Annotated in this window: 22 protein-coding genes; 9 read left to right on the forward strand and 13 right to left on the reverse strand. The window is 43.1% G+C overall.

The annotated features are described in order from the left end of the window. Positions 1-151: 151 nt before the first annotated feature. A complete protein-coding gene (locus tag HMPREF3091_RS22985) occupies positions 152-286 on the forward strand; it encodes a hypothetical protein (RefSeq protein ID WP_256385878.1) in 135 nt (44 codons plus the stop codon). A gap of 513 nt (positions 287-799) precedes the next feature. Here HMPREF3091_RS22985 and HMPREF3091_RS07345 read toward each other — a convergent pair. Both HMPREF3091_RS07345 and HMPREF3091_RS07350 read right to left on the reverse strand, forming a co-directional pair. After that, entirely contained in the window at positions 800-1,021 is a 222-nt protein-coding gene (locus tag HMPREF3091_RS07345; RefSeq protein WP_070715040.1) for a helix-turn-helix domain-containing protein, read from the reverse strand. Next, positions 1,018-1,479 (reverse strand): hypothetical protein, encoded by a 462-nt coding sequence (locus HMPREF3091_RS07350; RefSeq protein ID WP_070715042.1) that lies wholly within the window; start codon positions 1,477-1,479, stop codon positions 1,018-1,020. Before HMPREF3091_RS07350 ends, HMPREF3091_RS07345 begins: the two co-directional genes overlap by 4 nt. Positions 1,480-1,871: 392 nt before the next feature. Here HMPREF3091_RS07350 and HMPREF3091_RS07355 point away from each other — a divergent pair, with 392 nt between their 5' ends. Both HMPREF3091_RS07355 and HMPREF3091_RS07360 read left to right on the forward strand, forming a co-directional pair. Continuing rightward, the gene (locus HMPREF3091_RS07355) at positions 1,872-2,198 is read left to right on the forward strand and encodes a GapS6a family protein (RefSeq protein WP_070715044.1); all 327 of its coding nucleotides are present in this window, start codon (positions 1,872-1,874) and stop codon (positions 2,196-2,198) included. A 17-nt stretch (positions 2,199-2,215) separates the two neighbouring features. Next, a complete protein-coding gene (locus tag HMPREF3091_RS07360; RefSeq protein WP_070715046.1) occupies positions 2,216-5,500 on the forward strand; it encodes a PIN domain-containing protein in 3,285 nt (1,094 codons plus the stop codon). A gap of 17 nt (positions 5,501-5,517) precedes the next feature. Here the strand turns inward: HMPREF3091_RS07360 and HMPREF3091_RS07365 are convergent, their stop codons facing one another. Beyond that, positions 5,518-6,660, reverse strand: coding sequence for a Fic family protein (locus HMPREF3091_RS07365; RefSeq protein WP_070715048.1), 1,143 nt, complete (start codon positions 6,658-6,660; stop codon positions 5,518-5,520). Positions 6,661-7,276: 616 nt separating this feature from the next. On the opposite strand from HMPREF3091_RS07365, the gene HMPREF3091_RS07375 reads away from it, so the two are divergent. Continuing rightward, positions 7,277-8,005 carry a 4'-phosphopantetheinyl transferase family protein gene (locus HMPREF3091_RS07375; RefSeq protein WP_070715051.1) on the forward strand — a complete coding sequence of 243 codons (729 nt, stop codon included), beginning with the start codon at positions 7,277-7,279 and terminating at the stop codon, positions 8,003-8,005. 255 nt (positions 8,006-8,260) lie between these two features. Here the strand turns inward: HMPREF3091_RS07375 and HMPREF3091_RS07380 are convergent, their stop codons facing one another. Then, positions 8,261-9,385, reverse strand: coding sequence for a hypothetical protein (locus HMPREF3091_RS07380; RefSeq protein ID WP_004093309.1), 1,125 nt, complete (start codon positions 9,383-9,385; stop codon positions 8,261-8,263). 497 nt (positions 9,386-9,882) lie between these two features. Here HMPREF3091_RS07380 and HMPREF3091_RS07385 point away from each other — a divergent pair, with 497 nt between their 5' ends. From HMPREF3091_RS07385 to HMPREF3091_RS07400, 4 genes are read left to right on the forward strand one after another with little or no spacing between them, the layout of a single operon-like run. Then, positions 9,883-11,610 (forward strand): fatty acyl-AMP ligase, encoded by a 1,728-nt coding sequence (locus HMPREF3091_RS07385; protein WP_035503538.1) that lies wholly within the window; start codon positions 9,883-9,885, stop codon positions 11,608-11,610. Then, entirely contained in the window at positions 11,607-12,521 is a 915-nt protein-coding gene (locus HMPREF3091_RS07390; RefSeq protein WP_070715053.1) for an NAD-dependent epimerase/dehydratase family protein, read from the forward strand. Before HMPREF3091_RS07385 ends, HMPREF3091_RS07390 begins: the two co-directional genes overlap by 4 nt. Before the next feature lie 31 nt (positions 12,522-12,552). Beyond that, complete coding sequence (locus HMPREF3091_RS07395) at positions 12,553-12,813, forward strand: acyl carrier protein (RefSeq protein ID WP_004093316.1); 261 nt, start codon at positions 12,553-12,555, stop codon at positions 12,811-12,813. Beyond that, on the forward strand, positions 12,800-13,972 hold the full coding sequence (locus HMPREF3091_RS07400) for a serine palmitoyltransferase (RefSeq protein WP_070715055.1): 1,173 nt from the start codon (positions 12,800-12,802) through the stop codon (positions 13,970-13,972). Before HMPREF3091_RS07395 ends, HMPREF3091_RS07400 begins: the two co-directional genes overlap by 14 nt. A 78-nt stretch (positions 13,973-14,050) precedes the next feature. Here HMPREF3091_RS07400 and lptG read toward each other — a convergent pair whose 3' ends face one another. From lptG to HMPREF3091_RS07435, 7 genes are all read right to left on the reverse strand, one after another. Continuing rightward, positions 14,051-15,130, reverse strand: a complete 1,080-nt coding sequence (lptG, locus tag HMPREF3091_RS07405) for an LPS export ABC transporter permease LptG (protein WP_070715057.1) — start codon at positions 15,128-15,130, stop codon at positions 14,051-14,053. Continuing rightward, entirely contained in the window at positions 15,127-16,197 is a 1,071-nt protein-coding gene (gene lptF / locus HMPREF3091_RS07410) for an LPS export ABC transporter permease LptF (protein WP_070715059.1), read from the reverse strand. Before lptF ends, lptG begins: the two co-directional genes overlap by 4 nt. Before the next feature lie 137 nt (positions 16,198-16,334). Next, complete coding sequence (locus tag HMPREF3091_RS07415; protein ID WP_070715063.1) at positions 16,335-16,895, reverse strand: YtfJ family protein; 561 nt, start codon at positions 16,893-16,895, stop codon at positions 16,335-16,337. Between the two features lie 68 nt (positions 16,896-16,963). After that, positions 16,964-17,791: a hypothetical protein gene (locus HMPREF3091_RS07420; protein ID WP_070715064.1), complete on the reverse strand. Its 828-nt coding sequence runs from the start codon at positions 17,789-17,791 to the stop codon at positions 16,964-16,966. Between the two features lie 3 nt (positions 17,792-17,794). Further along, on the reverse strand, positions 17,795-19,126 hold the full coding sequence (locus tag HMPREF3091_RS07425; RefSeq protein ID WP_070715065.1) for a lipopolysaccharide biosynthesis protein: 1,332 nt from the start codon (positions 19,124-19,126) through the stop codon (positions 17,795-17,797). 143 nt (positions 19,127-19,269) lie between these two features. After that, entirely contained in the window at positions 19,270-20,013 is a 744-nt protein-coding gene (locus HMPREF3091_RS07430) for a nucleoside/nucleotide kinase family protein (RefSeq protein WP_070715068.1), read from the reverse strand. Between the two features lie 42 nt (positions 20,014-20,055). Further along, a complete protein-coding gene (locus HMPREF3091_RS07435; protein ID WP_070715070.1) occupies positions 20,056-20,769 on the reverse strand; it encodes a nucleoside/nucleotide kinase family protein in 714 nt (237 codons plus the stop codon). A gap of 173 nt (positions 20,770-20,942) precedes the next feature. Between HMPREF3091_RS07435 and HMPREF3091_RS07440 the strand changes: the two genes are divergently transcribed. Then, complete coding sequence (locus tag HMPREF3091_RS07440) at positions 20,943-21,650, forward strand: nucleoside/nucleotide kinase family protein (RefSeq protein WP_070715073.1); 708 nt, start codon at positions 20,943-20,945, stop codon at positions 21,648-21,650. A gap of 129 nt (positions 21,651-21,779) precedes the next feature. Here the strand turns inward: HMPREF3091_RS07440 and pitA are convergent, their stop codons facing one another. Beyond that, on the reverse strand, positions 21,780-23,279 hold the full coding sequence (gene pitA / locus HMPREF3091_RS07445; protein WP_070715075.1) for an inorganic phosphate transporter PitA: 1,500 nt from the start codon (positions 23,277-23,279) through the stop codon (positions 21,780-21,782). Between the two features lie 458 nt (positions 23,280-23,737). Next, positions 23,738-24,922: aminotransferase-like domain-containing protein (locus tag HMPREF3091_RS07450; RefSeq protein WP_246839961.1), on the reverse strand; the 1,185-nt coding region annotated here is incomplete at its 5' end.

The raw sequence follows: 24,922 nt of genomic DNA on the forward strand, positions 1-24,922 counted from the left end.
CTTGTTGAGGTATAGGGAGTTTCAGCCAGTACGCTGTACGGGCTGCCTGCGCGGGCAGGAATTCTCCGGGGCATCATGCCCCCCTCGGTATCGATCTTTTTCTCCTCTTTCTTGCTGACAGCGGCCCTGAAAAGGCGTGTCAGATGCAGGAATGAGCGCCAGAACCCTGAAAACAAAGGCATGGCGCGGTGTGATGGTTGTGCGTCACTTTGTCGCTTTACGCAACGAAAGTGACGCACTGGTCGGGTGCAGTGCTCGAAAGATCGTGGATTCTGGTGCAGATTAACGGTCACGCGGCAGCAAATGCCTGACGGCAAATGCAGGCCGCAGCCCGCAAAGTAAAAGGCGCAGAGCAGCATTGACCAGAGATCTGGCGCAGAGAAAAAAACACAGACAATCAGCACGTACAGATGAGCCGGGAAATCGTGAGACTTCCGGTCGGATGGAGACATAGCCAGCGAACTGGCGCAGTGGAAGTGTATAACTCTCAACCTCTGTCGCAGTATCTGCGACCCGGCATTTTTGCAGAGGCCCTGCCGGTAAAATGGCAACCATATCCTGATGTGTCAGGCGCTTCTTTCAGGTCATGAAGCTTTGGGTGCTGTCGACGACAGCGTAGGGCAGGGAGGAGATTACACCCGGTTGCCACGGATGAAAAGGGGAAACCTTTTTTCTGCAAATTGAGTTGTTTGTGGATTTTTTCGCGATTTTATGGATGCAGGACTGCCGCGCTTCGCTTGCTTTCTCCCGATCTTCCGCCAGCAAGTGCTGGCAAAAGATCGGGAGAGTCTGTTTTGCTTTAGCGGAATTCAGGTTTGCGGTAGCGGGAAGGCCAGATTTGCTCTGGTGTAACGCCCAGCGCGTCGGCGATCAGCTTTTCACCTTTGGGCCAGTGGCGATACAGGACGTTTCCCAGCGTGGAGGACGCCAGCCCTGAGTTGCGTGAGACAGCGGAAAGCGATGTTCCGTGCTTTTTCAGCGCCGCGATAATGTCGGCGGAATGCCAGTCCGGTTGCATCATGCCATCACCCCGTCAATTAGCTTTACGCCGTCGGCGGTGCGTAGCCAGCGCGGGGCTTTCATTTCCGCCACGAAGTAGTTGATCAGGTCGTACAGCAATCCGGTAAGGTGTTTCTCCGTTTCAGATGAAAAATCCTGCCCCGCGAGTATTTGCGTCAGGGCAAGGCAGTAGTGACAAAGTTCGGTGCATTCAGGCTCGAAGCGGGGAGAGAGGGCGGGAAGTGTATCAACGGTCAGGCTTTCAATAAGATGAGGGGGAACCGGATCGAGCAACGTGGGCTGTAGCAATGTCAGACAGGCGTTGATCCTGCCGCACAGCGCCATTTTCAGCGCAGGATCGTGGCTTTCAATCAGGGTTTCGGCGAAGTTTTCGCAGTGGTCGGCCAGTACGGTGAAGTCCGTGGTGACGCTGAAGGGAACGGAAACTAACGGGTGTGTTTGAGTGAGGATTGTAGCCATAAGGGCAGCCTCCAGTGAGAAACAAGCTATCCCCACCACCAGAGGTTCCAATCTCATTGGTGGTGGAACCGGACGGGGTTGGAACTACCGGCCTCACTGCCACCGGCGCGCTTTGCAGCGCCCCCGCCCGGCCCACCATTGAGATGTAGCTGAGCGAACGACACAAAAAAAGCGCAAACGCGCCTTGTGTCGTCAGTGAAGTTAATCAGGGTTCCAATCCCGGCACCTGAATTTGCAGGTACGGGAACATGTTACAATTAGCTAGAGGGAACAGCAAGGGGATTCAGGCTGTGATAATGTATAATCCCTGATCGTTACATGGGTAAAAGCTGGTATTTATATGCTTGTACGGGATATGATTTACTTAATGACTTTATTCAATGGAGGCGTCTATGGATTTTATTAGCAGTACTATACTCTCAGGCTTGCTTTATGATGGATTAAAAGTCGGTGTCGTTATTAGCACCAACTATATTAAAGAGTCACTGAAAAACTGGCTTATCGATGATAAAACAGCTCAGATCGTTGCAGAGAAAGTAGCCCAACTTGGTATAAACGACGACTTAAGTGAATCTGCAATTAAAAATCGGATTGAAAGTGATCCTGAATTAATAGCCATTCTATCACACATTAAGGCAACCCCACAGACAATTATTAATAACAGTACACATAACGGTACTGGCGATATTATTCACGGCAATAAAACCATTAATAATTAGGGGCAAGGTCATCAGACATGATTAATAATAATCTAACACACAATGGTTCTGGTGATCTTTTTCTTGGTGGAAAATATGTAACCCTGCAAAATATTACAGCAGAAAATCTTTTCCCAATCGCCGAAGATATATTTAGAATGATCCGCAGTGATGAAATTGGTAAAGCTAAGACAGCTATCGATACAATCAATAAGCTACCGGCAGACATTGTTGCTAAGCGATTTGTTGATGCTCTAAATATCGCTATTGAGGCATTCAACAATGATATTATACCTGAGCATTCCGATCTGTATTCACTTGCAGGAGAAGATGATCTATCAGAAAAATTAAAAGATATTGTCTTCGCTATCATCATGTTAATTGAATGCAAAAATAAAAATGATGAACTAGCCAATGCAATATTCAATCAGTCCCCCAAGAAAAAATATTCACACATGTTTTATCTTCAATGCTTAGCAAAAAAAGAAGAAATTGATGCCTACTGGAATACACATCGTGTAATGATCGATGACGATAACCTTTATGCTTTGTCCATAGGTGCAGCCCGAATAAAAGATTGGGAAATGGCAAAAGCATACGTGCAACAATTAAAAGATAGAAATCCATCAAAATCTAATAATATACTCTCTACTTACATTCATGTTACGGCACTTGCTGAAAAATATCAAAACATAGATTTATTTTCACAAGAGAAAAACATTTATAATGAAATCATTTCCAATATTAATAATGTAATACATCTATTGGAAGAAGAATCAAATAATAAATTTTTATTTTATGCGCTTTCTAATTTATTATTACTAACGCAATCTAATCACTATCAATTAATTCAAGTTGCATTAAAAAACAAAGAAATCATTCATAAATTAAATCCATCAACATCTGATTATCTCGATGAAATAGGTAATGTAAGTGAAAAAGAAACGCTATTATTTGATATAAATTCAGATAATGAATTAACATCACCATTATTAATAACATTGTTAAAAGCAAGTACAAATGGTTCTTATATAAAAGAAAGTATACAAAGTCTAGTGTTAGCAACAAAATTAAAAACCACTAATGATATACAAAGTCTGCATTTTAATTATCAATTAGCATCCCTTAAAGTAAAATTATTGATAGCGTCCAAAAATAATTTAATTGAAAAACAAAAAATAAAACAAGATATTATACAATTTATATCAACAAACGATATATCATCATTAGTAGGGTATGCTTTAATCAGTTTTTGTAATGACCTGTTAACACTTGGATTTCCTGAAGAATGTTGTAATTTTATGGAACCTCGCTTACCACACAAACTATGGCCATCAGATTTAGTAATTACTTATTTCAATGCACTTATCCGGGCAGAAAAATTCTCAACACTTTCTGAATGTTTAAATAGTATAGAAGTAAGTGAATGGGACCATAATATATGGCTATTTCAATCCAAAATACATATTTTACATGACGAATGGATTCAGGCTAGGGATTCTTTAGAAAAATCAATCTCTCTGAATAACATGAATCCCTATGCATGGTCATTGCTAATACAATGCGAATCGAAAATTAACGATAAAAATATAAATGCTATTCTGGATGCAATTCCTAAAAATATATTCAATGACATTGACCATTATAATTTCCAATTATTAAGAGATATCGCTGATAAAATAGATCCGCATTATACAGAACAAATAATGGCGAATCTTTTCATCACCGCCCCAATGAAATATGCAGCTCCAATGTTTCAATTACATACATTATCACTAAGCGGAGACATGGAAAGAAAAGCCCAGGAATATAATATTCGCCCTTTAGATAAAGTTATTCGCAGCATTAAATTACTACGAAATAACATTGAAGAAGAAATTATTATAGCTGATATAGAAAAGAGCAAACAGCAAGGCTGTTTATTATCGGTACACTCAGAGTTTGGCAGTATCCTTTGTGATTCCCCTGTAGGTAAGAAACTGACCTATGCAATGGATTATATTGAAATAACAGAAGAAGTTAACGCATATCATATTCTATTTAGGTATATTCTGAAAATTATTACATCTCCTTCACACGCTTCATTTCCAATAAGGAAGTTTGACTTATCTCCCGAACCAGAAAAATGGCTCGATGAGATGAAGAATCAGCTGGCCGGATATAACCATTCAGAAAGAGAACACTTAATTTCCAGCAGTGACAATATGCCATTGTATTTGAAAGGCCATTTACTAGATAAAAACAACCCTGTTAAGGCGGCTCTTCAATTATTTTCAACATCTGAATCTAATCAATCATTTTCATGGCCTTCGGGGGATATCGATAGCCCGGAGACATTTATCACAGATGTGTATGGTTTAATTTATTTAGCGTTGACAAGGACTGATATTGAACTATGTAAAAATAAACATGAACTACTGATTACCAATGAAACCCATACATGCATTACTAATTGGTTAAAAGAAACAGAAAATCCTAATTATTTAACTATGCACATAAACGATGATAAATTATATAGGACAACTGCTAGAGAAATTCAAGATATAACTAAGTCAATTCGTATTGCGTTACGAAACCTTCTTGAATACGCCGAGATAAAAATCGTTCCGATACAGAATACGCCAACAGAGTTACGGAATATGAAAGAATTTTTTGATGCTTCTGTGTATTCAACAATAAAATATTCACTATTTACTTATACTCCTTATTTTATTATGGATAACATGATTGAGATCCTTATAAAAAAAATTAATAATAATATTACGACCATCAACTCAACGAAGTTTTTACCTAAACTTCTACATGCTATTCCTGTTATTTATAAGGTAGAAAGCTACTATCGACATCTAATGGTTAATTTACCTGTATTTGTAAGCTATGATGACACAATAGATTTAGCATCATCTGAAAATGCCGATCATATTGAACTAGCGGCAAAACTGCTAAAACGTTATTCAACATCATTTAATAATCTTGAATCGGCTTGCTATATTATGGCGAAAATCTTGACAAAACAATTGTCTTTGGCTTTTATTAACAATGCCTATAGTTTCCGGTATCAAGAACCTATCTTTGACAATCATGTATCGATAATATTTAACGCATGCTGCCAAGTTATTATTGACACCAATGATGGGAGTACGTCAGAAGAACGATTAGTAGGTTTCATCCGATATATTCTATCTAACCCCGCGTTCCCTCTAAAATATATTGATTTGCTTTTGTCTCTCTTCCATACATATGCAACAGGACATTTTCTTGATGTTAACTATATGAATTCTCTTATTCGCCACGCCAATGGACCAGCAACCGAGGTTTCTTAGCTCTCTGTATATGAGAATCACAAATCAGGAATAAACCCTTCTTCCCGTAGAACCTTAATCACCCCACGTATCAGATACGAGTTAGAAAACTTCGCCGTATAGCTACGAGCTCCCTCTTCGACTGGTTGAAGCAGCCCCCGCTCAATCAGCTTACCAAGCTGATAAGTCACCTGCGTCGGTTTCAGATCGGGTAAAACGGTACGTAGATCGCCCGCTTTTATCGTCCCCAATCCAACAGAGCGTTTTAGAACCTTCGATTCCAGCGGGTTTATCAGCCCTCTCTCCGACGAAAAATCGATCGCCGGATACAGGATCTTCTCACTCAGGAAATCGTGGTTTGTCAGTTGATCGACTTTCTTCAGCTCAGATGAGATCCCCGAAAGCACATATAAGCACCATTCTTCCAGCCCCTGCTCCGTTCCCTTATCAGCTAACGACAGCATGGCGTAATAGCGTTCACGATCGTTACAGAATACAGCTGTTGGATTGAGAACCCGGCCACCTGCCTGAACATTAAAACCATACTTGATAAGCAACGCATAGGTCAGCAATCTGACCGTTCTGCCATTACCGTTGCCAAAGGGGTGTATCCAGCCAAAGCGATGATGCACCAGCGCAATCTTCATCAGATCGTACTTTGGCTTATCGGCACGGTTAATAAAGGTGGTCAGTTCCGCCATATAATCAGCAACGTGAATGTGGTCCGGCGGTAAATGGTCTGACTGAGCAATACTGACGTTATGTTGTCGATATGCACCGGGCGTTCTGTCGCCCTCCTGTTGCAGCCCGGCTACCGCCAGACTATGCAACTCGCGGATGAAGTATTCCGTTATGTCATCGCCATTGTTCAGATATTCATCGATGAACTCCATCGCGGCTTCAATATTGTTGATTTCTTTGAGCTGGTCCGTCGAACTTTGCGTTCCTTCAACCTTGCTTTCAACATAGTCGGCAAGCGTGGTGTGGTTTCCCTCAATCCTTGCAGAACCAAGACTCTCCAGCATGTGGAAAACAGCCTTCAGTTGCGCAAACAGGATAGGGTGAACGTCAGTTTCCAGCCGCAAGTGTCGGAGCAACTCCAGCTCCGTCAGCGCGTCGACCAAAGGGGAGTCAAAGCTGGGGTTCAGAAGCGAGAGTTCAAAGTGATTAAATTGAGCCATGATGTTTAGTTATCTCAACTGGTGCATGACGGTATCTCAAAAGTATAGCAAAAATACTAATAGAATCTATAAATTAGGAATGTCACCTTTTCATATTATCTCAAAAATCATTGTTCAGGCATATCAAATGTATGTCCGAAAGATGTTCAACGCGAAGGGGAATGGGGCTTTGCCTGCATAGTGCAGCATGGATTTTTTAGCGCCGCTATGTGTGGAGTTCTGGGCGTTATATGTGGACCTCGAACCATTATGTGTGGAATCCCATCCTCTATATGTGGACCTCTGGTCATTATATGTGGACCTGACTCCACACATAACGAAGCCCTATTCACTAAACACCGATTTCTCGTGATAACTATCACAAAAACAAAGCGATTATTTCTGGGGGCTTTCGTGGGGGCGCTGTTTATAACAAATACCAACAAAACCAATGATAAACAGAGCATTAGCCGTGGATATGATTCCGAGTCCGGCACCACTATTTAGAAAAACCAGCCTTAGGGCTGGTTTTTTGCTTTCTAGGATCGACTCCCTTCTTCAAACGCCATCCGATTCTTTACCGCAAACCGCGGCCTTCAAGCTATAATCGCAGCTAGTGACTAATAGTCGGATCTCTATGTTTACTCTATCAACAATCCACACTGCACTGCCCTTCCTACGCAGCATCGACGTGGGAGTAGTCACTCTTTTGCCCGAGTTAAGATACTGTCAAATTATGTATGACCGTCATTATTATCAGGATGCGTTGTTCAGAGAGTTAGAGATCCCTTTTCCCGAGACTCTAAATAATGCTTCTGTAAAACGACGCGCAGAGTATGTCGCTGCTCGATATGCTGCGAAGCTGTTGCTAGATAAGGAAGGATGCCACGATAGCGTTGGTAGTGCCTCAAGTCGCGCACCAATCTGGCCAGGTGGCTGGGGCGGGAGTCTTTCTCACACAGATAAGTTCGCTATCGCATTAGTCGCGCCACTAAATTCAGCTCTAACGCTGGGTGTCGATATTGAAATGCTAACCTCGAAATCCATTAAAAAAACCGCTCATATATTCACTACACCATTGGAACAAACGCGGCTTGCAGCCTGCAATATCTCTTATGAGACAGCGCTATTGATTACATTTTCTAGCAAAGAAAGTGCATTTAAAGCACTTTATCCTGAAGTAAACCGCTCATTCGGATTTGAGGCTATCCGAGTGTGTCAGATAGATATGTTAACTCGCAGTATTACTTTAGAACTGACGCAAACCCTATCCTCTAATCGGACTAAAGGAAGCTTACTGACCTGCTATTTTGACCTGCAGGACGACAAAGTCATTACTTTGATAGCCGAACCGACATTAAAATGAAACCATATAAAATAAATAGTTATTGCGCAGTAAGCTAGAGGGATAATGAACCATGAAAAATCCGAAGCCTCTCGCCAAGTACCATGGCTAAAGACCTTACTCGCTATTAACATCATAATACCGACTTCATTTTTAGCGATATTCAAAAGTGACTATCTCTTTTTAGAAAATGATAGCCGCATACCGCGGCTTAGACATGTGCCAAATAATCGATACGTTGTAAATTTCGCCTTCTTCAATACATTGGTATAATTGCTAGAGTTGCTTTTCATATAAGCGATACTGTTTATATGGCGTTGCACCAATACGCTCCAGAATGGTGCGCATTCCTGTATTTGACTCAAGGATCCAAGACATCTCTAAGGCTTCAATCTTACGTTTCGCAAACGGGTCACGTAATGCCTCGATTAACAGCAGAGCAATTATCGGCCCTATACGGCTAAATTGATATTCTTGGCGAACGCCCATCAATGGTACTCGTGCAGTGCGTACACCGCTGACTTTTAAACGCCAAAGTAGTTTTGCCCAGCCAAAAGGGAATAATCGCCCATTAAGATCGGCAATAGCTTCATTAATGTTTGGCAAACCGACAATAAAAGCACAGGGAACTGAATCGATCTCTGCAATGTAAATCATATCATCAGGTACTAGATACTTTAATTGAGCCCCCATTGTGGCAAACTCGTGCTCGGTAAAAGGTACAAATCCCCAGTTATGCTGCCACCCCGAATTAAAAATTTCCCTCATAACCTGCATTTCATCGTCGAATCGTTTACGATTAATGCAGCGAACAGTGACCTTTTTTCGTACCTGCTCCATAAGTCGGAGCAATGAAGGCGAAAAATATAATTCGGAGCAACGCATCCAATAAGCCAGTAGATCTATCCCTTTCTCATACCCATGCTGCACAATATTTTTTTCGTAGTATGGCTTACCATGTGGCATCATTACGCATGGCGGAGTATTAAAACCATCAACAAGCAATCCGCTTTCCTGATTGATATTCAGGCTAAAAGGCCCCGTTATCTTTCGCGCACCAAAAGATTTTAGCCACTCTTCTGCGGCAGCAAACAATGCACTGAATACCTCGCAATCATCAATAGCATCAATCATTCCAAAATGCCCTGTATCTTCGCCATACCGTTCACGATGCAGGGTATCAATCTGTGCAGTTATTCGGCCAACGACTACCTCATCTTTTTTGGCCACCCATGCCTGCCATTGAATGTGTTCAGAACCTGGATTTTTCTTAGAAAGATGCTCAGCACGTTCAACAAATAAAGGAGCAATCCAGTTGGGATCATGTTTGTATAGCGAGGATGGAAAAGAAATGAAACCCTTAAGATCATGCTCATTCATGACCTTTTCAATGCGAACCATAAACAGCCTTAATATATTTAACACATTAAAATATACAATAATCCAGCCGGTATTGTTATAACTGCGATATATTGTTGTTTGGTTTTCTCTCACTGGAGAATTAATACAATAATTACTTTATGAAAAAAAATTACGTAAATAAATCACTAGATGCTTAGTTCACGCTAATGAATAAACATGATTACTTTTTACCACTAAGTGCTGTTACAATCTCTGATAAAGCATTTCCAAATAAGGAATCATTCACTTAATTAATAACTTCCAAGCCTCCATGATAAATACAAATCATTCACATGAGGAATGTCACTCATTAATTAAGTCTATTACCGATATATCAGAAACTCATTATTACAATAAAAGATATTCCTTACAAAAAACAAGAAAATCAGAAAAACAATCCTATACCTAAACGGCTATATAATTTACATTGTACTCTTGCTAGAAGTTAGCCTTTTATTATCCGATGACTTTAAATTAAAACATTCTCATGGTGTAGTATGTCCAATAGAACCTCGACTCATCCTATGCGCTATGCAGACTTTCCAACTCTGGTGGAAGCTTTGGACTATGCCGCACAGGGAAGTGCAGGAATGAATTTTTATGATCGCCGTAATCAACTTGAAGCTGTATTGGAATATCGCAGCCTACAATCAAAAGCGATAGCAGGAGCACGGCGGTTGCTGTCCTTGAATCTAAACAAAGGGGATCGCGTCGCTATAATTGCCGAAACAAGTACTGGTTTCGTCGAGGCTTTTTTCTCCTGCCAGTATGCCGGCTTAGTTGCTGTACCTCTTGCCATTCCTATGGGGGTGGGACAAAGAGATTCTTATACAGCTAAACTTCAGGGCTTATTAGCGAGCTGTAAACCTTCTGCAATAATCAGTAGCAATGAATGGCTATCGCTCATTAATGTTGTCAATATTGATTCGCCCACGATCCATATTCTCAGTAACGAAGATTTCAATGCGTTACCTGAAATGGATATTGAATTACAGCTACCGTCACCAGATGATATTGCCTATCTCCAATATACTTCGGGCAGTACGCGTTTCCCGCGTGGGGTAATAATTACTCACCGCGAGGTTATGGCTAATCTGCATGCGATAAGCCATGATGGCATCAAATTGCGTGATGGCGATCGTTGCATATCTTGGCTACCGTTCTATCACGATATGGGATTAGTTGGTTTTCTATTAACCCCAATGGCTACTCAACTGTCCGTTGACTATTTGAGCACTCAAGATTTTGCTATGCGGCCAATGCAGTGGCTGAAACTCATTAGTAAAAACCGCTGCACCGTCTCCGTAGCCCCACCTTTCGGATACAATTTATGCCTGCGCCGCGTAAATGATAAAGATCTTGCTGAACTTGATCTCTCCTGTTGGCGCGTCGCTGGGGTTGGTGCTGAACCTATTTCTGCCGAGCAGCTAAATCAATTTGGTGAATGTTTTAGTAAGGCACATTTTGACAGCAAGGCCTTTATGCCATGCTATGGCCTCGCTGAGAACGCGCTTGCAGTTAGCTTTGGCGAAGAGGCAATAGGTACTCAGGTAAACGAAGTTGACCGTGATATTTTAGAGAATCAGGGGAAAGCCGTTGCACCGACTAAAGGGACCCGAGCTATTTCTACCTTCGTGAACTGCGGTAAAGCGCTTCCAGGTCACCGAATTGAAATCCGAAACGAAGTTGGTATGCCTCTACCTGAGCAAGAAATTGGCCATATCTATATATCTGGCCCTAGCCTAATGAGCGGCTATTTCCAAGATCTTGCGTCACAAAGGGAAATAAAATCCACAGGATGGATGGATACCGGAGATTTAGGCTATCTGCTAAATGGATATTTGTACGTCACGGGCCGTATAAAAGATCTGATTATTATCCGAGGTCGCAATATATGGCCTCAGGATATTGAATATATTGCGGAACAAGAGCCAGAAATTCATTCAGGTGATGCAATAGCATTTGTTACCTCGCAGGAACAAATAATTTTGCAAATCCAGTGCAGAGTCGGCTCTGAACAGCGTCGCGCGCAAATCGTTCATTCACTCGCGGCTCGGATTCAAAGCGAATTTGGTGTCTCTGCTGATATAGAACTATTACCGCCACATAGTATTCCACGGACATCCTCGGGTAAACCGGCTCGGGCAGAGGCAAAAAAACGTTATTTGACCGCTTTTGCAAATACACTGAGTCCGCAGATGCAAATGGCTGATTATGCACAATGAATAAAACCGTGGCAGTAACAGGTGGAACTGGCTTTATAGGTCAACATATTGTCAATAACCTGCTTTCCCGCGGCTTTAATGTTCGAGCGTTAACCAGAACCGCACGTAACGACCCACGTCCTAATATCGACTGGGTTAGCGGTTCGCTGGAAGACTCCTACTCACTCGCAGAGCTTGTTGATAGCGCAAATTTTATAGTCCATTGCGCAGGCCAAGTCCGCGGGCACAATGAAGATGTCTTCACTCAATGCAACGTCACTGGCAGTCTGCGCCTTATGCAGGCTGCCAAAGAAAGCGGAGTCTGTGAGCGCTTTCTGTTTATGTCTTCTCTTGCTGCTCGCCATCCTGAACTATCTTGGTATGCAAACTCTAAACGTGTTGCCGAGCAACAGTTAACAAATATGGCTTCAGGTATTTCGCTGGGAATTTTTCGTCCTACTGCGGTTTATGGCCCTGGCGATAAAGAGTTAAAACCCTTGTTTAGCGGGATGTTACGTGGCGTTCTTCTACGATTTGGCGCGCTTGAAACTCGGCTATCGCTCCTTCATGTGAGCGACTTAGCTGAAGCCGTTAGCCAATGGTTAATAGCAGAGCAACCACAGGCTCATCCTTATGAGTTATGTGATGGTATTTCTGAGGGCTATGACTGGAAGCGTATTCAAGAAATCGGTGCTGCGGTACGTAATGGCTCAGTGCGATTAGTTGGTATCCCTTTGCCTTTACTCAAACTCGCTGCTGATATTAGTACCCTAACAGGCTTTTTAGCAGGAAAAGAGCCAATGCTGACTCGTTGCAAAATCCGCGAATTAACACATTTGGACTGGTCTGCGAGTAATAAAAGCCTGTCCGAAAATATTAATTGGTTCCCTAAAATTAGTCTAGAGAATGCATTACGCAGCGGACTATTTTAATTATCTTGATTATAGGTGTGTCAATAATTCTATGTTAAATCGAAAAATAGTGATGGACTATACCCTTTCCTGCTTAGAGGGCATGGTCGAAAGCGGATTAGATATAAAACCGGATAGTGATCTGGTTAACGATCTTGGTTTGGAATCTATAAAAGTCATGGATCTGCTGATGATGTTAGAAGACAGATTTGATATTTCCATTCCTATCAATATATTGCTGGATGTCAGAACACCCGCACAATTACTGGAAGCTTTAATACCATATTTGGAGAATACCAATGGGCCTTTATGATAAATTTTCACGCCTGGCGAGCGAGCGAGAGCAATTTTGTACATCAGGTATAAATCCATTTGGCACTCGCATTGATGAAGTTTATTCCGCAACTGAAGGACGTATTGGTAATCAAAAGGTCATTCTGGCTGGTACCAATAATTATCTGGGATTAACCTTTGACGCTCAGGCGATTGCCGACGGACAGGCCGCATTAGCAACTCAGGGAACGGGAACAACCGGTTCTCGCATGGCTAACGGTAGCTATGAATCACATATCGCCTTAGAACATGAGATTGCTGATTTTTTTGACCGCCCTAGCGCTATTGTTTTCTCTACAGGCTATACCGCCAATTTGGGGATCATCAGCGCACTGGCGGGTCATGGTTCTGTTGTATTGCTAGATGCCGATAGCCATGCCAGCATCTATGATGCTTGTACACTGGGTGGCGCTGAAATTATTCGTTTCCGTCACAACGACGCCAAAGACCTTGAGCGCCGAATGATACGCCTTGGCGATCGTGCTCAAGAGGCAATAATTATCGTCGAAGGCATCTATAGCATGCTGGGCGATGTTGCTCCACTCGCTGAAATTGTCGATATCAAACGACGTCTGGGCGGATATTTGATCGTAGATGAAGCTCATTCCTTTGGTGTTATGGGTGCGACTGGCAGAGGGCTTGTTGAAGAAGTCGGCGTAGAGCAGGATGTCGATATCATTGTAGGAACATTCAGCAAAAGCTTAGCTTCTATTGGTGGCTTTGCCGTCGGTTCTAAAGCAATGGACGTTCTACGTTATGCTAGTCGCCCATTTATTTTTACTGCATCACCGTCTCCATCATGCATTGCCTCTGTTCGCTCTGCCCTAAAAACCATTGCAAAACATCCAGAGCTACGCCAAAAACTGTGGAACAACTCACATCGGTTGTATACAGGGTTAGAGAAGCTTGGCTATGAGTTGGGTTCACATATTAGCCCAGTTGTGCCAGTAATCATTGGGCATAAAGATGATGGCTTACGTATCTGGCGCGAGCTAATAGGCCTAGGGGTCTATGTTAACCTGATTCTGCCTCCAGCAGCGCCAGCCGGTATAACGTTGCTACGTTGCAGCGTGAATGCCGCACATACTGACGAACAGATTGATGCCATTATTCAAGCATTTGCAATGCTAAAAAAGTGATACGAAGTAAACAAGGGTACCGCTCTAGAGTCCTTTCCTGCCGATAAAGCAGCAAGTTATGCAATCTCTAGAGCGGTATCAGTGTCGCTGATCAAATTGATAAACCAGCACTAAAGCAATAGCTAAGATAAATGCCGGAGGGGTAAGCGTGACCATCGCGGCATTAAGGGAAAACAATAACCCTATGTTCACAACGATTTGGTAACTGATATAAGTCAAGAGCCCAACAATGACACCGATGGCTAAGCGACTTCCCAGTCCAGGTGAACGCGGAACGCTAAAGGTGAATGGGATGGCGAGTAAAATCATGGCTAATGTTAAAATAGTGCGCCCTAGCTTTTGCCATAACGCTATCTTAAATTCAATACTGGGCTGATCGGTATTCTGCAGATAGGTGATATACTGATTGAGCTGCCTGATGGAAAAAGTGCTACTCGGCATAGTCAGTTCTTTCAGAGTCATACCAGTAAATATCGATTTCCACTGTAAGCTTTCTTTCGTCTCTACTGTTTCTTTCCCGTTTACCCATCTTTTTTCATTGATGCCACTAAGCATCCATATATTGCCATCAAGAATGGTTGCTTTTTGCGCATAAATATAAGATTCCAGAGAGCGATCGGGGCGATAGTAAAAAATCTCAACGCCTACTGGCTGATTATCCTCACTCAGCGACTTCACCGTAACAAATTCATTCCCTTGCCTTGCCCACAGAATGTTTCCTACACTATCGTTATCGTCATCTAGAGCAATAGCGGCGTTTTTAATTTGCAACGCGCGTTGTTGTAATGGGGAGGCGACCCACTCATCGATTGCCCCCAATGATACGGTTAGCATCAGGCCCGCACACAATGCCACTATAGATATCCTAAAGATTGAAAATCCCGTAGTGCGTATTGCCGTTAACTCCATGCTCTTAGAAAGTTGGCCAAGCCCTACTATCCCGCCAAGCAGCGCAATAAAAGGGCCAAGATCAATGAGGCTTCGGGGTAATGTCATCAAGACAACCACAACAGCCTGCGTCCAATGATATCCGCCAGAACTGACGTCATCGAGCTCATTAATAAGATTGAAAGTCGTAAAGAGCGGGATTAATAGCCCCGCCGCGGCTGCAAAGCCTATAAAAATATTGCGGATTAAGTAACGGCTAAATATATTCATCGAAATAATTTCTGCAACAGTGAGAAATCACGAGCTATCAACACCAAGACTCCAATAAACATAAGTATTGGCACTAACCATACCCCTGGAGTAACAGAGAGATAACCACTGGCAACCAGTGATCGGCAAATATTGCCGCCATAAAAAATGACAGTAAATAGAACCGTGAGTGGAAGCAGCGTTGAAAAGCGTCCCTGACGTGGTTTGACGCGACTTAAAGAGATAGCCAGCAGCGCCATTAAAAATGCATTTACCCCACGGCTTTCTCTCCATTGCACCTCAGCATGATCTGCCGGATCAGGGGAACGCATTAGAGCTATCACGGATTTAGCTTTACGTTTTGCATCAACGCTCAGGTTGAGGGGGTTAAGATCCAAAGTGAGATTACGATAAACTCGTTCGCTGTCATCAGTACCTTGATGTCTCAACGTATAGCCTGTGCCTGAATGCAATATCACTGAAGGCGTTATTGGGGAAGGATTAGTCACATCTACCGTTTTAGCTCTATAGACACTGGTTTTATTGCCTGATGAGGTATAAATCAACACATCCGTCAAATGATTAGAGTCCGGGTTAATTTCTTCAGACAGAATCATTCGGCCACTATCATTAATATTAAACATTTTAGCGCGTAAATGACTGACATCTAACTCGGATTGAGACTGCTGCTCCAACTGATAAATTTGAGCATAAGCCCAAGGTCTAGCATACATAGACATTATCGTTACTAATATACTCAGCGGGATAGCAAGGAACATAACTGCTTTATATAGACGTATCGGACTGGCTCCAATAGCAGAGATAGCGGTAATTTCAGAGTCCGTATACAATTGCCCAAGAGCAACACCGACTGAAACATAAAGCCCAACAGGTAACAGCATTTCTAGAGCAATCAATACCTTGTAAAATACAATATTCAGTACAACTTCCAGAGCTAACGTACCATTGGCTGCTTCAGTCAGATATCGCTGAGCTGAATAGCTGGCAAATATAAAGATAAGAAAGCCAACAATAATGATCACCAAACGGCGAATTTCGGCCATGATGTAATGCTCAATCAATTTCATATACTACGAACACTCCACATAACCTAAAAAATGCCTAGTCGTGACTAAACAAAAAATATTCAGCATATTGCAAACGCTCTAAAATCAAATAAATCATTCGCATATAGCGTCATTTTAAATATTCACTGAGTGAATATTTAATTTTCATCAATCAGCTTCTGTGCCATTGAAAGCACTAGGTGTACTTCATCTGGCGTCAGGCTTCCATCTTTAGCCCACTGAATATGCCCATACTTATCCAGAACTAGAATGGTTGAGCTTTCTTCATTGAGCTGCCAAGTTTTTCGCCCTAATCCATAACTATCTATAATAAATTGCGCCCAGGGATAGCGCCTTTTATTTTTTTCAATTTTACCAAGCACGAAAAAGCCTGAACCTAAGATCACATCGTCCGTATTGACAATGGTAGTCGGCTGGAAGCGATCGCTTGGAAAGTTAGCGTTCTTGATAGCTTTAATCAGCATGGAGTTTTTCTTTTTTGCGGAGGTACGTCCAGCGATATACTGTACCACGCGAACTTTTCCCACAAGTTCTAAACTACTCCAACTTTTATAGCTAATTTCATCATTATTCAGCAGCAACTCGCCGCGATCGGTAATATTGATTGGCAAAACTGGCTTATCAATAACAAAGTTATGCGCTGATACCAAGAGCGGACATAGCAAGAGTGAAGCGATCAGTAATCTACGCAACGCCATAATGTATCCTTTGTTCTTGCGTTCCAACGCGCTGATCTTCATTAAAGATAATATGATGAAAAATTTTCTTACAGTGGGTAACGAGAGAGAAGGAGCTCTAACCGCGCTCGAATATCGCTATCTAAAACGGAAGGAGCATCATAGGACTTCAGATTTTCCATATCATCAGCCACCATTTCATCATGTCGGTCTCCCATCAAACCATTAATAGCGGCTAAGAATCGGGAAATCTGCAGAGCATCCTGATTATTCGGATTAATAACTCTTAAGGTGTCATAATAAGACACCAGTTGACTAATAATTTTCCGCACATCATGAAACTCCTCCCCTGTTAGCTGCGGTTTAGCTATCAATTTTTGTAATGTCTTCATTTGCTCTTGGCAATAAAGAATAAAACCATCCGCTGTATCTAATTGGGTATGACGTAAAGCGCAATGTACGAACATCCAGACAGGTGCGTTTAGATGATAGACACGCAATACCTTCCCGTAAAATGTAATAATATCTTTCTGCTTATTACGAAACCCATCTTGAAAACGCCCGAGAAATACGGTTATCTTGCTAAATAAAAAACCTGACTGATGTTTCTTTCTATAAAGTTGTTGGGCAAAACGTAAATGCTTGTAGCGTGCGCGAATATATTTGTACTGTTTCTGTTCTTTTTCAGATAACTCACCGTTTCTTAGTTGATTAAGAATCAAACGCAGCAAGTCCTTACGAGTTACGCCATCCTCCCAAAACTGCAGGCATAACGCATAATTGTTCTTAATCACTTCCTGAGAGCATTGCAAATCAACAATCTGCGGCAAACTAGCATGCACATCAACGACGTCATCTTCCTCTACTGCATTAAATAAACGCTCTATAACCTCAGGCGAGAACTTTTTATTGGTCATCTATTAATCTCCCCTAACTGCGTTAAATCTAAGTAAATGGCGATTGCAGTAAGCTCGTAAAGTCGGGATAAGAGACAACAGCACGTCCAAACATTGCCCCGCAAAATAAGCAAAAGCCGCCCCTATTACGCCAAACATATGTGATAACACCACAAGGAGTACGACATAGGAGAAAGAGGCCACAGTTTGTGCCGCTAAGAAAGCCCGCTGCTTACCCGCCATAAGCAACAACGACTCCTGAGGAAAGCCCAACATTGAAATAACAATAGCCCCCAGCATGACCTGTATCAGGTCATATGCCTGAAGATATTTAGCACCAAAAACGAGTGAAATTAAATGTCCACCTGTAACCAAAATTGCAAGCGCGACAATAATCCCAATGCCACCCGCTAGCAGTGCCGATTTTATCCCTAACAGCCAGGGTGTTTTCGTACGCGGATCTAGGCGCATCACTTCGGGATAAAAACTCTTTTCAAGCAATTTAGCCGGCGTTCCCGTTGCATCAAAGAACGTCATCGCAATCTTAAACAAGCCAGCAGCAGCAGGGCCCAAAATGATCCCCACTAAAACCGTACTACATGAATTTCGAGCAGCCCAAATGGAGTGTGCGAAGTTGGTTGCCCAAACAAAGCTCCAAGCTCCTTTTATACGGCGGGCGGACTCAAATAAACGTGGCCTCAACGCATTTTGGATGTTTCTGCGGCGCAATTCACGCGCAGCAAACCACCAATACATTGTTCCACCGATTAAATTGGATGCATACCATGTGATGATGAACCCAGCAAAACCATAATCACCGAAATAAACAATTACGCTTCCGAGTGCACGTAAAAATGGCTTGGTTGCCTGCTGAACAGCAATCAGATCGAAACGGTTTACTGCTCTTAAAATACCGGTCGGCGTAGATGATGCCATGGAAGGAATCAGCGTACAGTAAAGCATAGCGAGCCAAAAGCTATCAGAATCAAGCCCTAAGGAGTGGGACATAAAAGGCAGCAGTGCCATGCCCCCAATGACAGCAACGGCACCACTCGCGATATCCAAACCAAAAGAGAATGAAATCACATCGCGAAATTGCTGCAGGTTATTGCTTTCCAGCGCCGGAGTACCATATTGAACAACCAATTGCCATGTCTGAAACTTGATAAAATCACTAATCGCTTTGGTATACGATTGAATAATAACAAGTACCCCGAACATTGCTGGAGTCATACCCTTACCGGCACAAGAAAGTGCAATCAAACCAAGTAAGGCACTAACCACATTACTGGAGCCTAAATAGGCACTGTTACGTATAATGGTGCGAAAAGCGCCATCAGAAAACCAATGTTTCATGGTAAAAACCAGCTAAATAAGTTATTAATCACTCAGTAAGGCTTAGCTCACCTAATATATAATTAGAGGAAATAATATTTGCCGCCTGAATTCATCTCCATCTTAATATTTAGATTTAAGCCCAAACGGCTCAATATCATTATTTAGATGGTGGTACTCCTACGCTGAGAGGCTATTGCGATTGAAGATACTGCCTCTAGTGCTTTGTCTAGCACCTCACAGTATGGAGCTCTGGAATCCAGTTCAAGAACTCTGGAGCCGTTGTAACCAATCTTAGTCATGATGGCGATTTTATCGCGCAATTCCTCATAATCGTGATCGGGCTTGCGGGAAAATGCAGTATCAATATCAATATCAAGGCGAATAATTAATTCGGGGCGAAAGAGAGCCATTTGCTGATACAGCTGACGCTCACGTTCAGCTAGATAACGCTTAACCCCTTCCTCTACGCGCTCCACGCCAATGCCTGGCCCATCGTAGTGAAAACCGGAGACGTCGGCCTGCGGATAGCGATCGCTGATCACCAGCACGCCACTTTGTGCCAAACGCATAGCCTTGCGCAAATTTGCCCTACGGCGCAAAGAAAATCCGAACATAATCAGCGCAGCCCAAAGTGCGGGAGACTTGGTGCTCATGCTCTGTGTTTTTGAAGATTTGGTCGCCAGACGCCGCTCAAGCCATACGCCAATCAAGGGTAAACGTTTAATCTTGTCGCCATCTTCTCCAGAGACGAGCCCCAAATAACGACGTTCTGTTACCCACTGTTTTTTAAGCTGTTTTACCAAATCGGCAGTGAGTGTGGACTTGCCTGTACCATCACAGCCTACAACGGCAATAAGCCCTGGAATATACTCAGGTAGCGGTTCGTTTAATTTATCTGTTTGCATATCATTCAGTCTTAAAAGGTAATCGCAAACCTGATTTTGTGATTACAAAAGAGAGGCTAGAATTGTACTTAGCGACTTGTTAAGGATTGTGTCCGCTGGTTCTCGTCCATCCAACTCAAGGATCTTCGCACCATTAAACGTAAGATGTGGCGTGACGACGACCTTCTCATGCAAAACAGCAAGCTTGTGATCTGGCTTACGAGAGAAAGCCGTTTGCTCATCAATATCCAACCGAATCAACAATAAAGGCTGATAGGATGCCATCCAGTGATACAGCTTAAGCTCACGTTCTCTCAGCGTTCGAACCCACCAATTACCACCTACCGTTTTTGCTAATTGCGGACCATCAAAGCGAAACCCAGGTACTTCCACCTGAGGATAACGATCGGTAATGAGCAACAGCCCCTGTTGGCTTCTCGCCAGCATTTTTCGGAACTTATACGCCCGCCAGTAGGAAAGTAAGTAAATAACCATCGCTGTGGCATTACCTGGCGGCGCGGACGGACGCTCATGAACACACTCTGCTTTGGCGCGTAAATAGCGGCTAAAAGAAACTCCAATAATAGGTAAACGTCCAATCCATTCACCAATACGCCCCGAGGACTGTCCAAGATAAAACAGTTCGGTTGGTATTTTCGAAGCGAGGTTATTTACCAGGCTAGCTGCTAAGGTCGATTTACCTGAACCATCACAGCCAACTATAGCTATCACTCTAACAAAATCGTGATTAATAATTGGGGTATTCTGTTGACTCACGAAAAATCCAGTATCAAAGAAGTTATTGTATATTACCGTTTGAGTGCTCAGAATATATGCTCATCATAGTTGTGACAATGACTAATTGTGGCTTTATTTTTAATAAAAACATTATTGTAAATATATTAATAATAAAACATTACCCTCAGGCATTTTAAATACAGGATACATTTATGCAGCCAATAAATATTCCAATCATAGCCGTTATTGGCAGTGATGGTTCTGGCAAGTCAACTGTTTGTGAACACTTAATTAACTGCGTACAAAAATATGGGCCAGCAGTAAGAATACATCTAGGAAAACAAGCCGGGAATGTAGAGCGTGCCGTGGTAAAACTACCATTAATGGGAAAGGCACTAAACAAAACTATTAAGCATAATAAGGTCAAAAGTGCTAAAAAACTTCCGGGCCCCGTTCCGGCCTTAGTCATTATGTCTTTTGTTCTCCGTCGGCTATTACGTTTTCGTCGCATGCTGGCATGCCATCGCCGTGGGTTAATTGTATTAGCAGATCGTTACCCTCAGATACAAATTCCTGGTGCTTATGATGGTACCGTTTTTCCTGCCAATGTAACGGGTAGCCGCTTTGTTTTATGGCTAGCGGGTCTAGAACGTTCATCATTTAGCTGGATGGCCAACCATAAACCCGATTTAGTGATCAAGCTAAACGTTGATCTTGATGTTGCCTGTGCCCGTAAGCCCGATCACCGCAGAGAGGCTCTAGCAAAAAAAATTGCTGTAACGCCGCAGCTGACTTTTGATGGTTCTCAACTCGTTGATATTGATGCTAATAAGCCACTGGATGAAGTACTTATTGATGCAGAAAAGGCCATTACAAGCTTTATGGAAGCTCGCGGCTATCGTTGTATTGAAAATAGCTAATCGATTTCCAATCAGTCTGTATCGTTACAATGAGAGAGCAACACACTAACGCCCAGTCGCTTGAACTGGGCGTTTATTTATAAACAATGAGATATTCCAACCTATCTTGCCACTTTTACCCGCAACGGCTTAGGTAAACTGTAGGGCAACCCAGAATAATGCCCCAGACAGAAGAATCGCCGCTGGTAGAGTGAATACCCATGCCATCAAAATGCTAGTCACCGTTTTTCTCTGCAAGCCCCCACCGTCAACAATCATGGTTCCTGCTACCGCAGAGGATAAGACGTGGGTCGTGGAAACTGGCATACCTGCGTAGCTTGCAAGGCCAATGGAGACAGCGGCGGTTATCTGCGCGGACATTCCTTGAGCATAAGTCATCCCTTTCTTGCCAATCTTCTCACCGATGGTCGTTGCCACACGTTTCCATCCGATCATCGTACCAATTCCCAGCGCGAGCGCGACTGCCATAATGATCCAGATTGGCGCATATTCAATCGTGTTCAGTATGTCCGTTCTCAGTTTTTTCAGTAACTGCTGGTCATCTCGGCTCATGTTTGGCAGCTTCGCCACTTTATCCGCCGTATCAGAGATACACAGCATAATGCGACGTAGCTGGCTGCGCTGCGCTATGCTTAATTTGCTGTAGTTATCCATGTTGCCAGACAGCATCATCTTTACACGATTAAGAGCATCAATCGTGTTTGCAGGGTGGCAATGGAACTCCGTCGGCTGGGTTCCAACCGGTGTTGCAGATGGAAGAGGCTGCTCCATATCAGTGACTAACTTCAACTGATCCTGATGCTGCTGGAAATAAACCTCAAGATTGCCAATAGCATCACGAGTCCGAGTAATTTCATAACCTGAGGCATTCATGTTCACCACAAAGCCCGCCGGGGCTATGCCAACTAACACAAGCATGATCAGACCGATACCTTTCTGACCGTCGTTAGCACCGTGAGAAAATGCCACACCAGCAGCAGAAAAAATCAGAGCAATACGTGTCCAGAACGGTGGTTTTTTCTTTCCCCCTTTCTTTTTACGCTCAGCGGGGACGCGGTGGATACGATCGCGCTTTTTAGTTCCACTCCAGTAACGGCGCAGCAAGAAAATCAAACCACCCGCGCATACCAGTCCAACGATAGGAGAAACTATCAGAGAGGCGAAAATATCTATCACTTTCGGGATATTCAGCGCATCGATCACCGACGTACCGGTCATTAATGCGTTTGTTAAACCGATACCAATAATCGCACCAATCAGTGTGTGAGAGCTGGATGCGGGTAAACCGAAATACCACGTCCCCAAGTTCCAGATAATCGCCGCAAGCAACATCGAGAACACCATGGCAAGGCCATGTGAAGAGCCCATATTAAGCAGCAAATCTGTTGGCAACATATGCACGATGGCATAGGCAACGCTCAGCCCGCCCAGCAAAACACCAAAAAAGTTGAAAACCGCGGCCATGACAACGGCGAGCTGCGGACGCATAGCGCGGGTATAGATGACCGTTGCCACCGCATTAGCGGTATCATGAAAACCGTTAATGGCTTCGTAAAACAGTACAAAAGCTAGAGCAAGCAATAGCACAAGCCCGGTATATAAATCCAGACCAGTAAATAAATTTAGCATATGGGTTATTACGCCATTTTGAGGATACGACTAGCGGTATTATCGGTGACTTTGTTGATGCGGCAAAGTGAAATAAAACTTTTCGACAATATAGTGCTCATTCTTCCTTGATTAATCAGATAAATATTTAATGTGATTTGCTTTAATAATTTACCGTGACTATTAATTACAGGTTGTGATTGACACTTATTATTGAAAGAATTCAAAGGGCAAAGAAATAATAAATACTTACAAAAGAGAAGGTCGCCATGTCATCCCACCAACCTTTTTTCTTCATAAACGTTTTTATTATGCATGTATCTAATTCATTATAAATTAGTTAAATTAATACATGTTATTTTTTTTAAACACTCAATACATCCACAAAACAAATATGAATATCTCAATCTTATAAACTATTCCTCGAAAATGCGGGGTTCAAGGTGATGACGCAAGCAGATGACCACCTTGTATGCAATTCACATCATCTCACGCACAATAGCTGACAGTCTTTGTACTGCCTTTTCACTTTTATCCGTCCATTCATGGGAAACATTAAAGCGAAAATAGTTGGTGTACTGGTTACTAGCGGAAAACATCTGGCCAGGAGCAATGCTGATCTTCTCCTGCAAAGCACGATGATAAAGCTCGGTCGCATTAACGTTTGCAGGCAGTTCGATCCACAAAAAATAGCCGCCGTGAGAGTAGTTGATATTCACGCCAGCAGGCAAATGCGCGCGTAGCGACTGCCACGCCGCATACTTACGTTGTTCCATCACCCGGCGTAAGCGACGCAGATGACTGTCATAACTGCGGGTAGCTAAATAATTGGCCAACGCGAGCTGCATCGGCGCACTAGTCGAAAGCGTGCTCATCAGCTGTAGCTGCTGGATTTTTCTCGCCATTTTTCCAGCGGCCACCCATCCCACACGAAAACCGGCAACCAAGCTTTTAGAAAATGAAGAACAGTGCATTGTCATTCCACTGTCATCAAACGCTTTGGCCGGAAGCGGTTTTTCTCCGCCAGAATAGAGCTCGCCGTATACATCATCTTCAATGAGATACACATCATATTTTTGCAATAACGCCACCAACTTCTGTTTTTTCTCCACCGAGAGCGTACATCCAAGCGGATTTTGAATATTGGTCATCAGCCAGCAGGCACGTACTTGGTAGGTTTTTAACGCCTGTTCCAGTGCCTCCAAATCAATCCCAAACTCAGGGTGTGCCGCGATAGATAACGCTTTTAAGCGCAAGCGCTCTAACGCTTGTAACGCTCCATAGAAACAGGGGTTTTCCACGATAACCCAATCTCCCGGCTGCGTTACCGCCTGTAGACTTAAATTCAAGGACTCCAGCGCACCAGCAGTGATCACGATCTCTTCAGGATCGATGCGAATACCTTGCATAGCGTAACGTTTAGCCAAGATCTTACGCAGATCTTCATTTCCGGGAGGAAGATTGTCGGTGGCGCTTAAGGTCGTCATCGCACGCGCTACGGTAGTCAGCGACTTACTAATTTGCTGGCGAGGAAACAACGTTGGGTCGGGGTATGCCGAGCCAAAAGGTACGATCGCCGAGTCACGACTAGCCTGTAGTACATCAAAAATAAACGCGTTGATGTCAACGGCTTCGGCTCGCTGCAACGGTTCATGGCTGGCCGG

The sequence above is a fragment of the Hafnia sp. HMSC23F03 genome (assembly GCF_001816025.1).
GTDB lineage: Bacteria > Pseudomonadota > Gammaproteobacteria > Enterobacterales > Enterobacteriaceae > Hafnia > Hafnia paralvei.

What these genes read in the sequence shown, in the direction of transcription:
- HMPREF3091_RS22985 (WP_256385878.1), top strand. Translation starts at nt 152, where the DNA reads ATGAGCGCCAGAACCCTGAAAACAAAGGCATGGCGCGGTGTGATGGTT.
- HMPREF3091_RS07345 (WP_070715040.1), bottom strand. Translation starts at nt 1,021, where the DNA reads ATGATGCAACCGGACTGGCATTCCGCCGACATTATCGCGGCGCTGAAA.
- HMPREF3091_RS07350 (WP_070715042.1), bottom strand. Translation starts at nt 1,479, where the DNA reads ATGGCTACAATCCTCACTCAAACACACCCGTTAGTTTCCGTTCCCTTC.
- HMPREF3091_RS07355 (WP_070715044.1), top strand. Translation starts at nt 1,872, where the DNA reads ATGGATTTTATTAGCAGTACTATACTCTCAGGCTTGCTTTATGATGGA.
- HMPREF3091_RS07360 (WP_070715046.1), top strand. Translation starts at nt 2,216, where the DNA reads ATGATTAATAATAATCTAACACACAATGGTTCTGGTGATCTTTTTCTT.
- HMPREF3091_RS07365 (WP_070715048.1), bottom strand. Translation starts at nt 6,660, where the DNA reads ATGGCTCAATTTAATCACTTTGAACTCTCGCTTCTGAACCCCAGCTTT.
- HMPREF3091_RS07375 (WP_070715051.1), top strand. Translation starts at nt 7,277, where the DNA reads ATGTTTACTCTATCAACAATCCACACTGCACTGCCCTTCCTACGCAGC.
- HMPREF3091_RS07380 (WP_004093309.1), bottom strand. Translation starts at nt 9,385, where the DNA reads ATGGTTCGCATTGAAAAGGTCATGAATGAGCATGATCTTAAGGGTTTC.
- HMPREF3091_RS07385 (WP_035503538.1), top strand. Translation starts at nt 9,883, where the DNA reads ATGTCCAATAGAACCTCGACTCATCCTATGCGCTATGCAGACTTTCCA.
- HMPREF3091_RS07390 (WP_070715053.1), top strand. Translation starts at nt 11,607, where the DNA reads ATGAATAAAACCGTGGCAGTAACAGGTGGAACTGGCTTTATAGGTCAA.
- HMPREF3091_RS07395 (WP_004093316.1), top strand. Translation starts at nt 12,553, where the DNA reads ATGTTAAATCGAAAAATAGTGATGGACTATACCCTTTCCTGCTTAGAG.
- HMPREF3091_RS07400 (WP_070715055.1), top strand. Translation starts at nt 12,800, where the DNA reads ATGGGCCTTTATGATAAATTTTCACGCCTGGCGAGCGAGCGAGAGCAA.
- lptG (WP_070715057.1), bottom strand. Translation starts at nt 15,130, where the DNA reads ATGAATATATTTAGCCGTTACTTAATCCGCAATATTTTTATAGGCTTT.
- lptF (WP_070715059.1), bottom strand. Translation starts at nt 16,197, where the DNA reads ATGAAATTGATTGAGCATTACATCATGGCCGAAATTCGCCGTTTGGTG.
- HMPREF3091_RS07415 (WP_070715063.1), bottom strand. Translation starts at nt 16,895, where the DNA reads ATGGCGTTGCGTAGATTACTGATCGCTTCACTCTTGCTATGTCCGCTC.
- HMPREF3091_RS07420 (WP_070715064.1), bottom strand. Translation starts at nt 17,791, where the DNA reads ATGACCAATAAAAAGTTCTCGCCTGAGGTTATAGAGCGTTTATTTAAT.
- HMPREF3091_RS07425 (WP_070715065.1), bottom strand. Translation starts at nt 19,126, where the DNA reads ATGAAACATTGGTTTTCTGATGGCGCTTTTCGCACCATTATACGTAAC.
- HMPREF3091_RS07430 (WP_070715068.1), bottom strand. Translation starts at nt 20,013, where the DNA reads ATGCAAACAGATAAATTAAACGAACCGCTACCTGAGTATATTCCAGGG.
- HMPREF3091_RS07440 (WP_070715073.1), top strand. Translation starts at nt 20,943, where the DNA reads ATGCAGCCAATAAATATTCCAATCATAGCCGTTATTGGCAGTGATGGT.
- pitA (WP_070715075.1), bottom strand. Translation starts at nt 23,279, where the DNA reads ATGCTAAATTTATTTACTGGTCTGGATTTATATACCGGGCTTGTGCTA.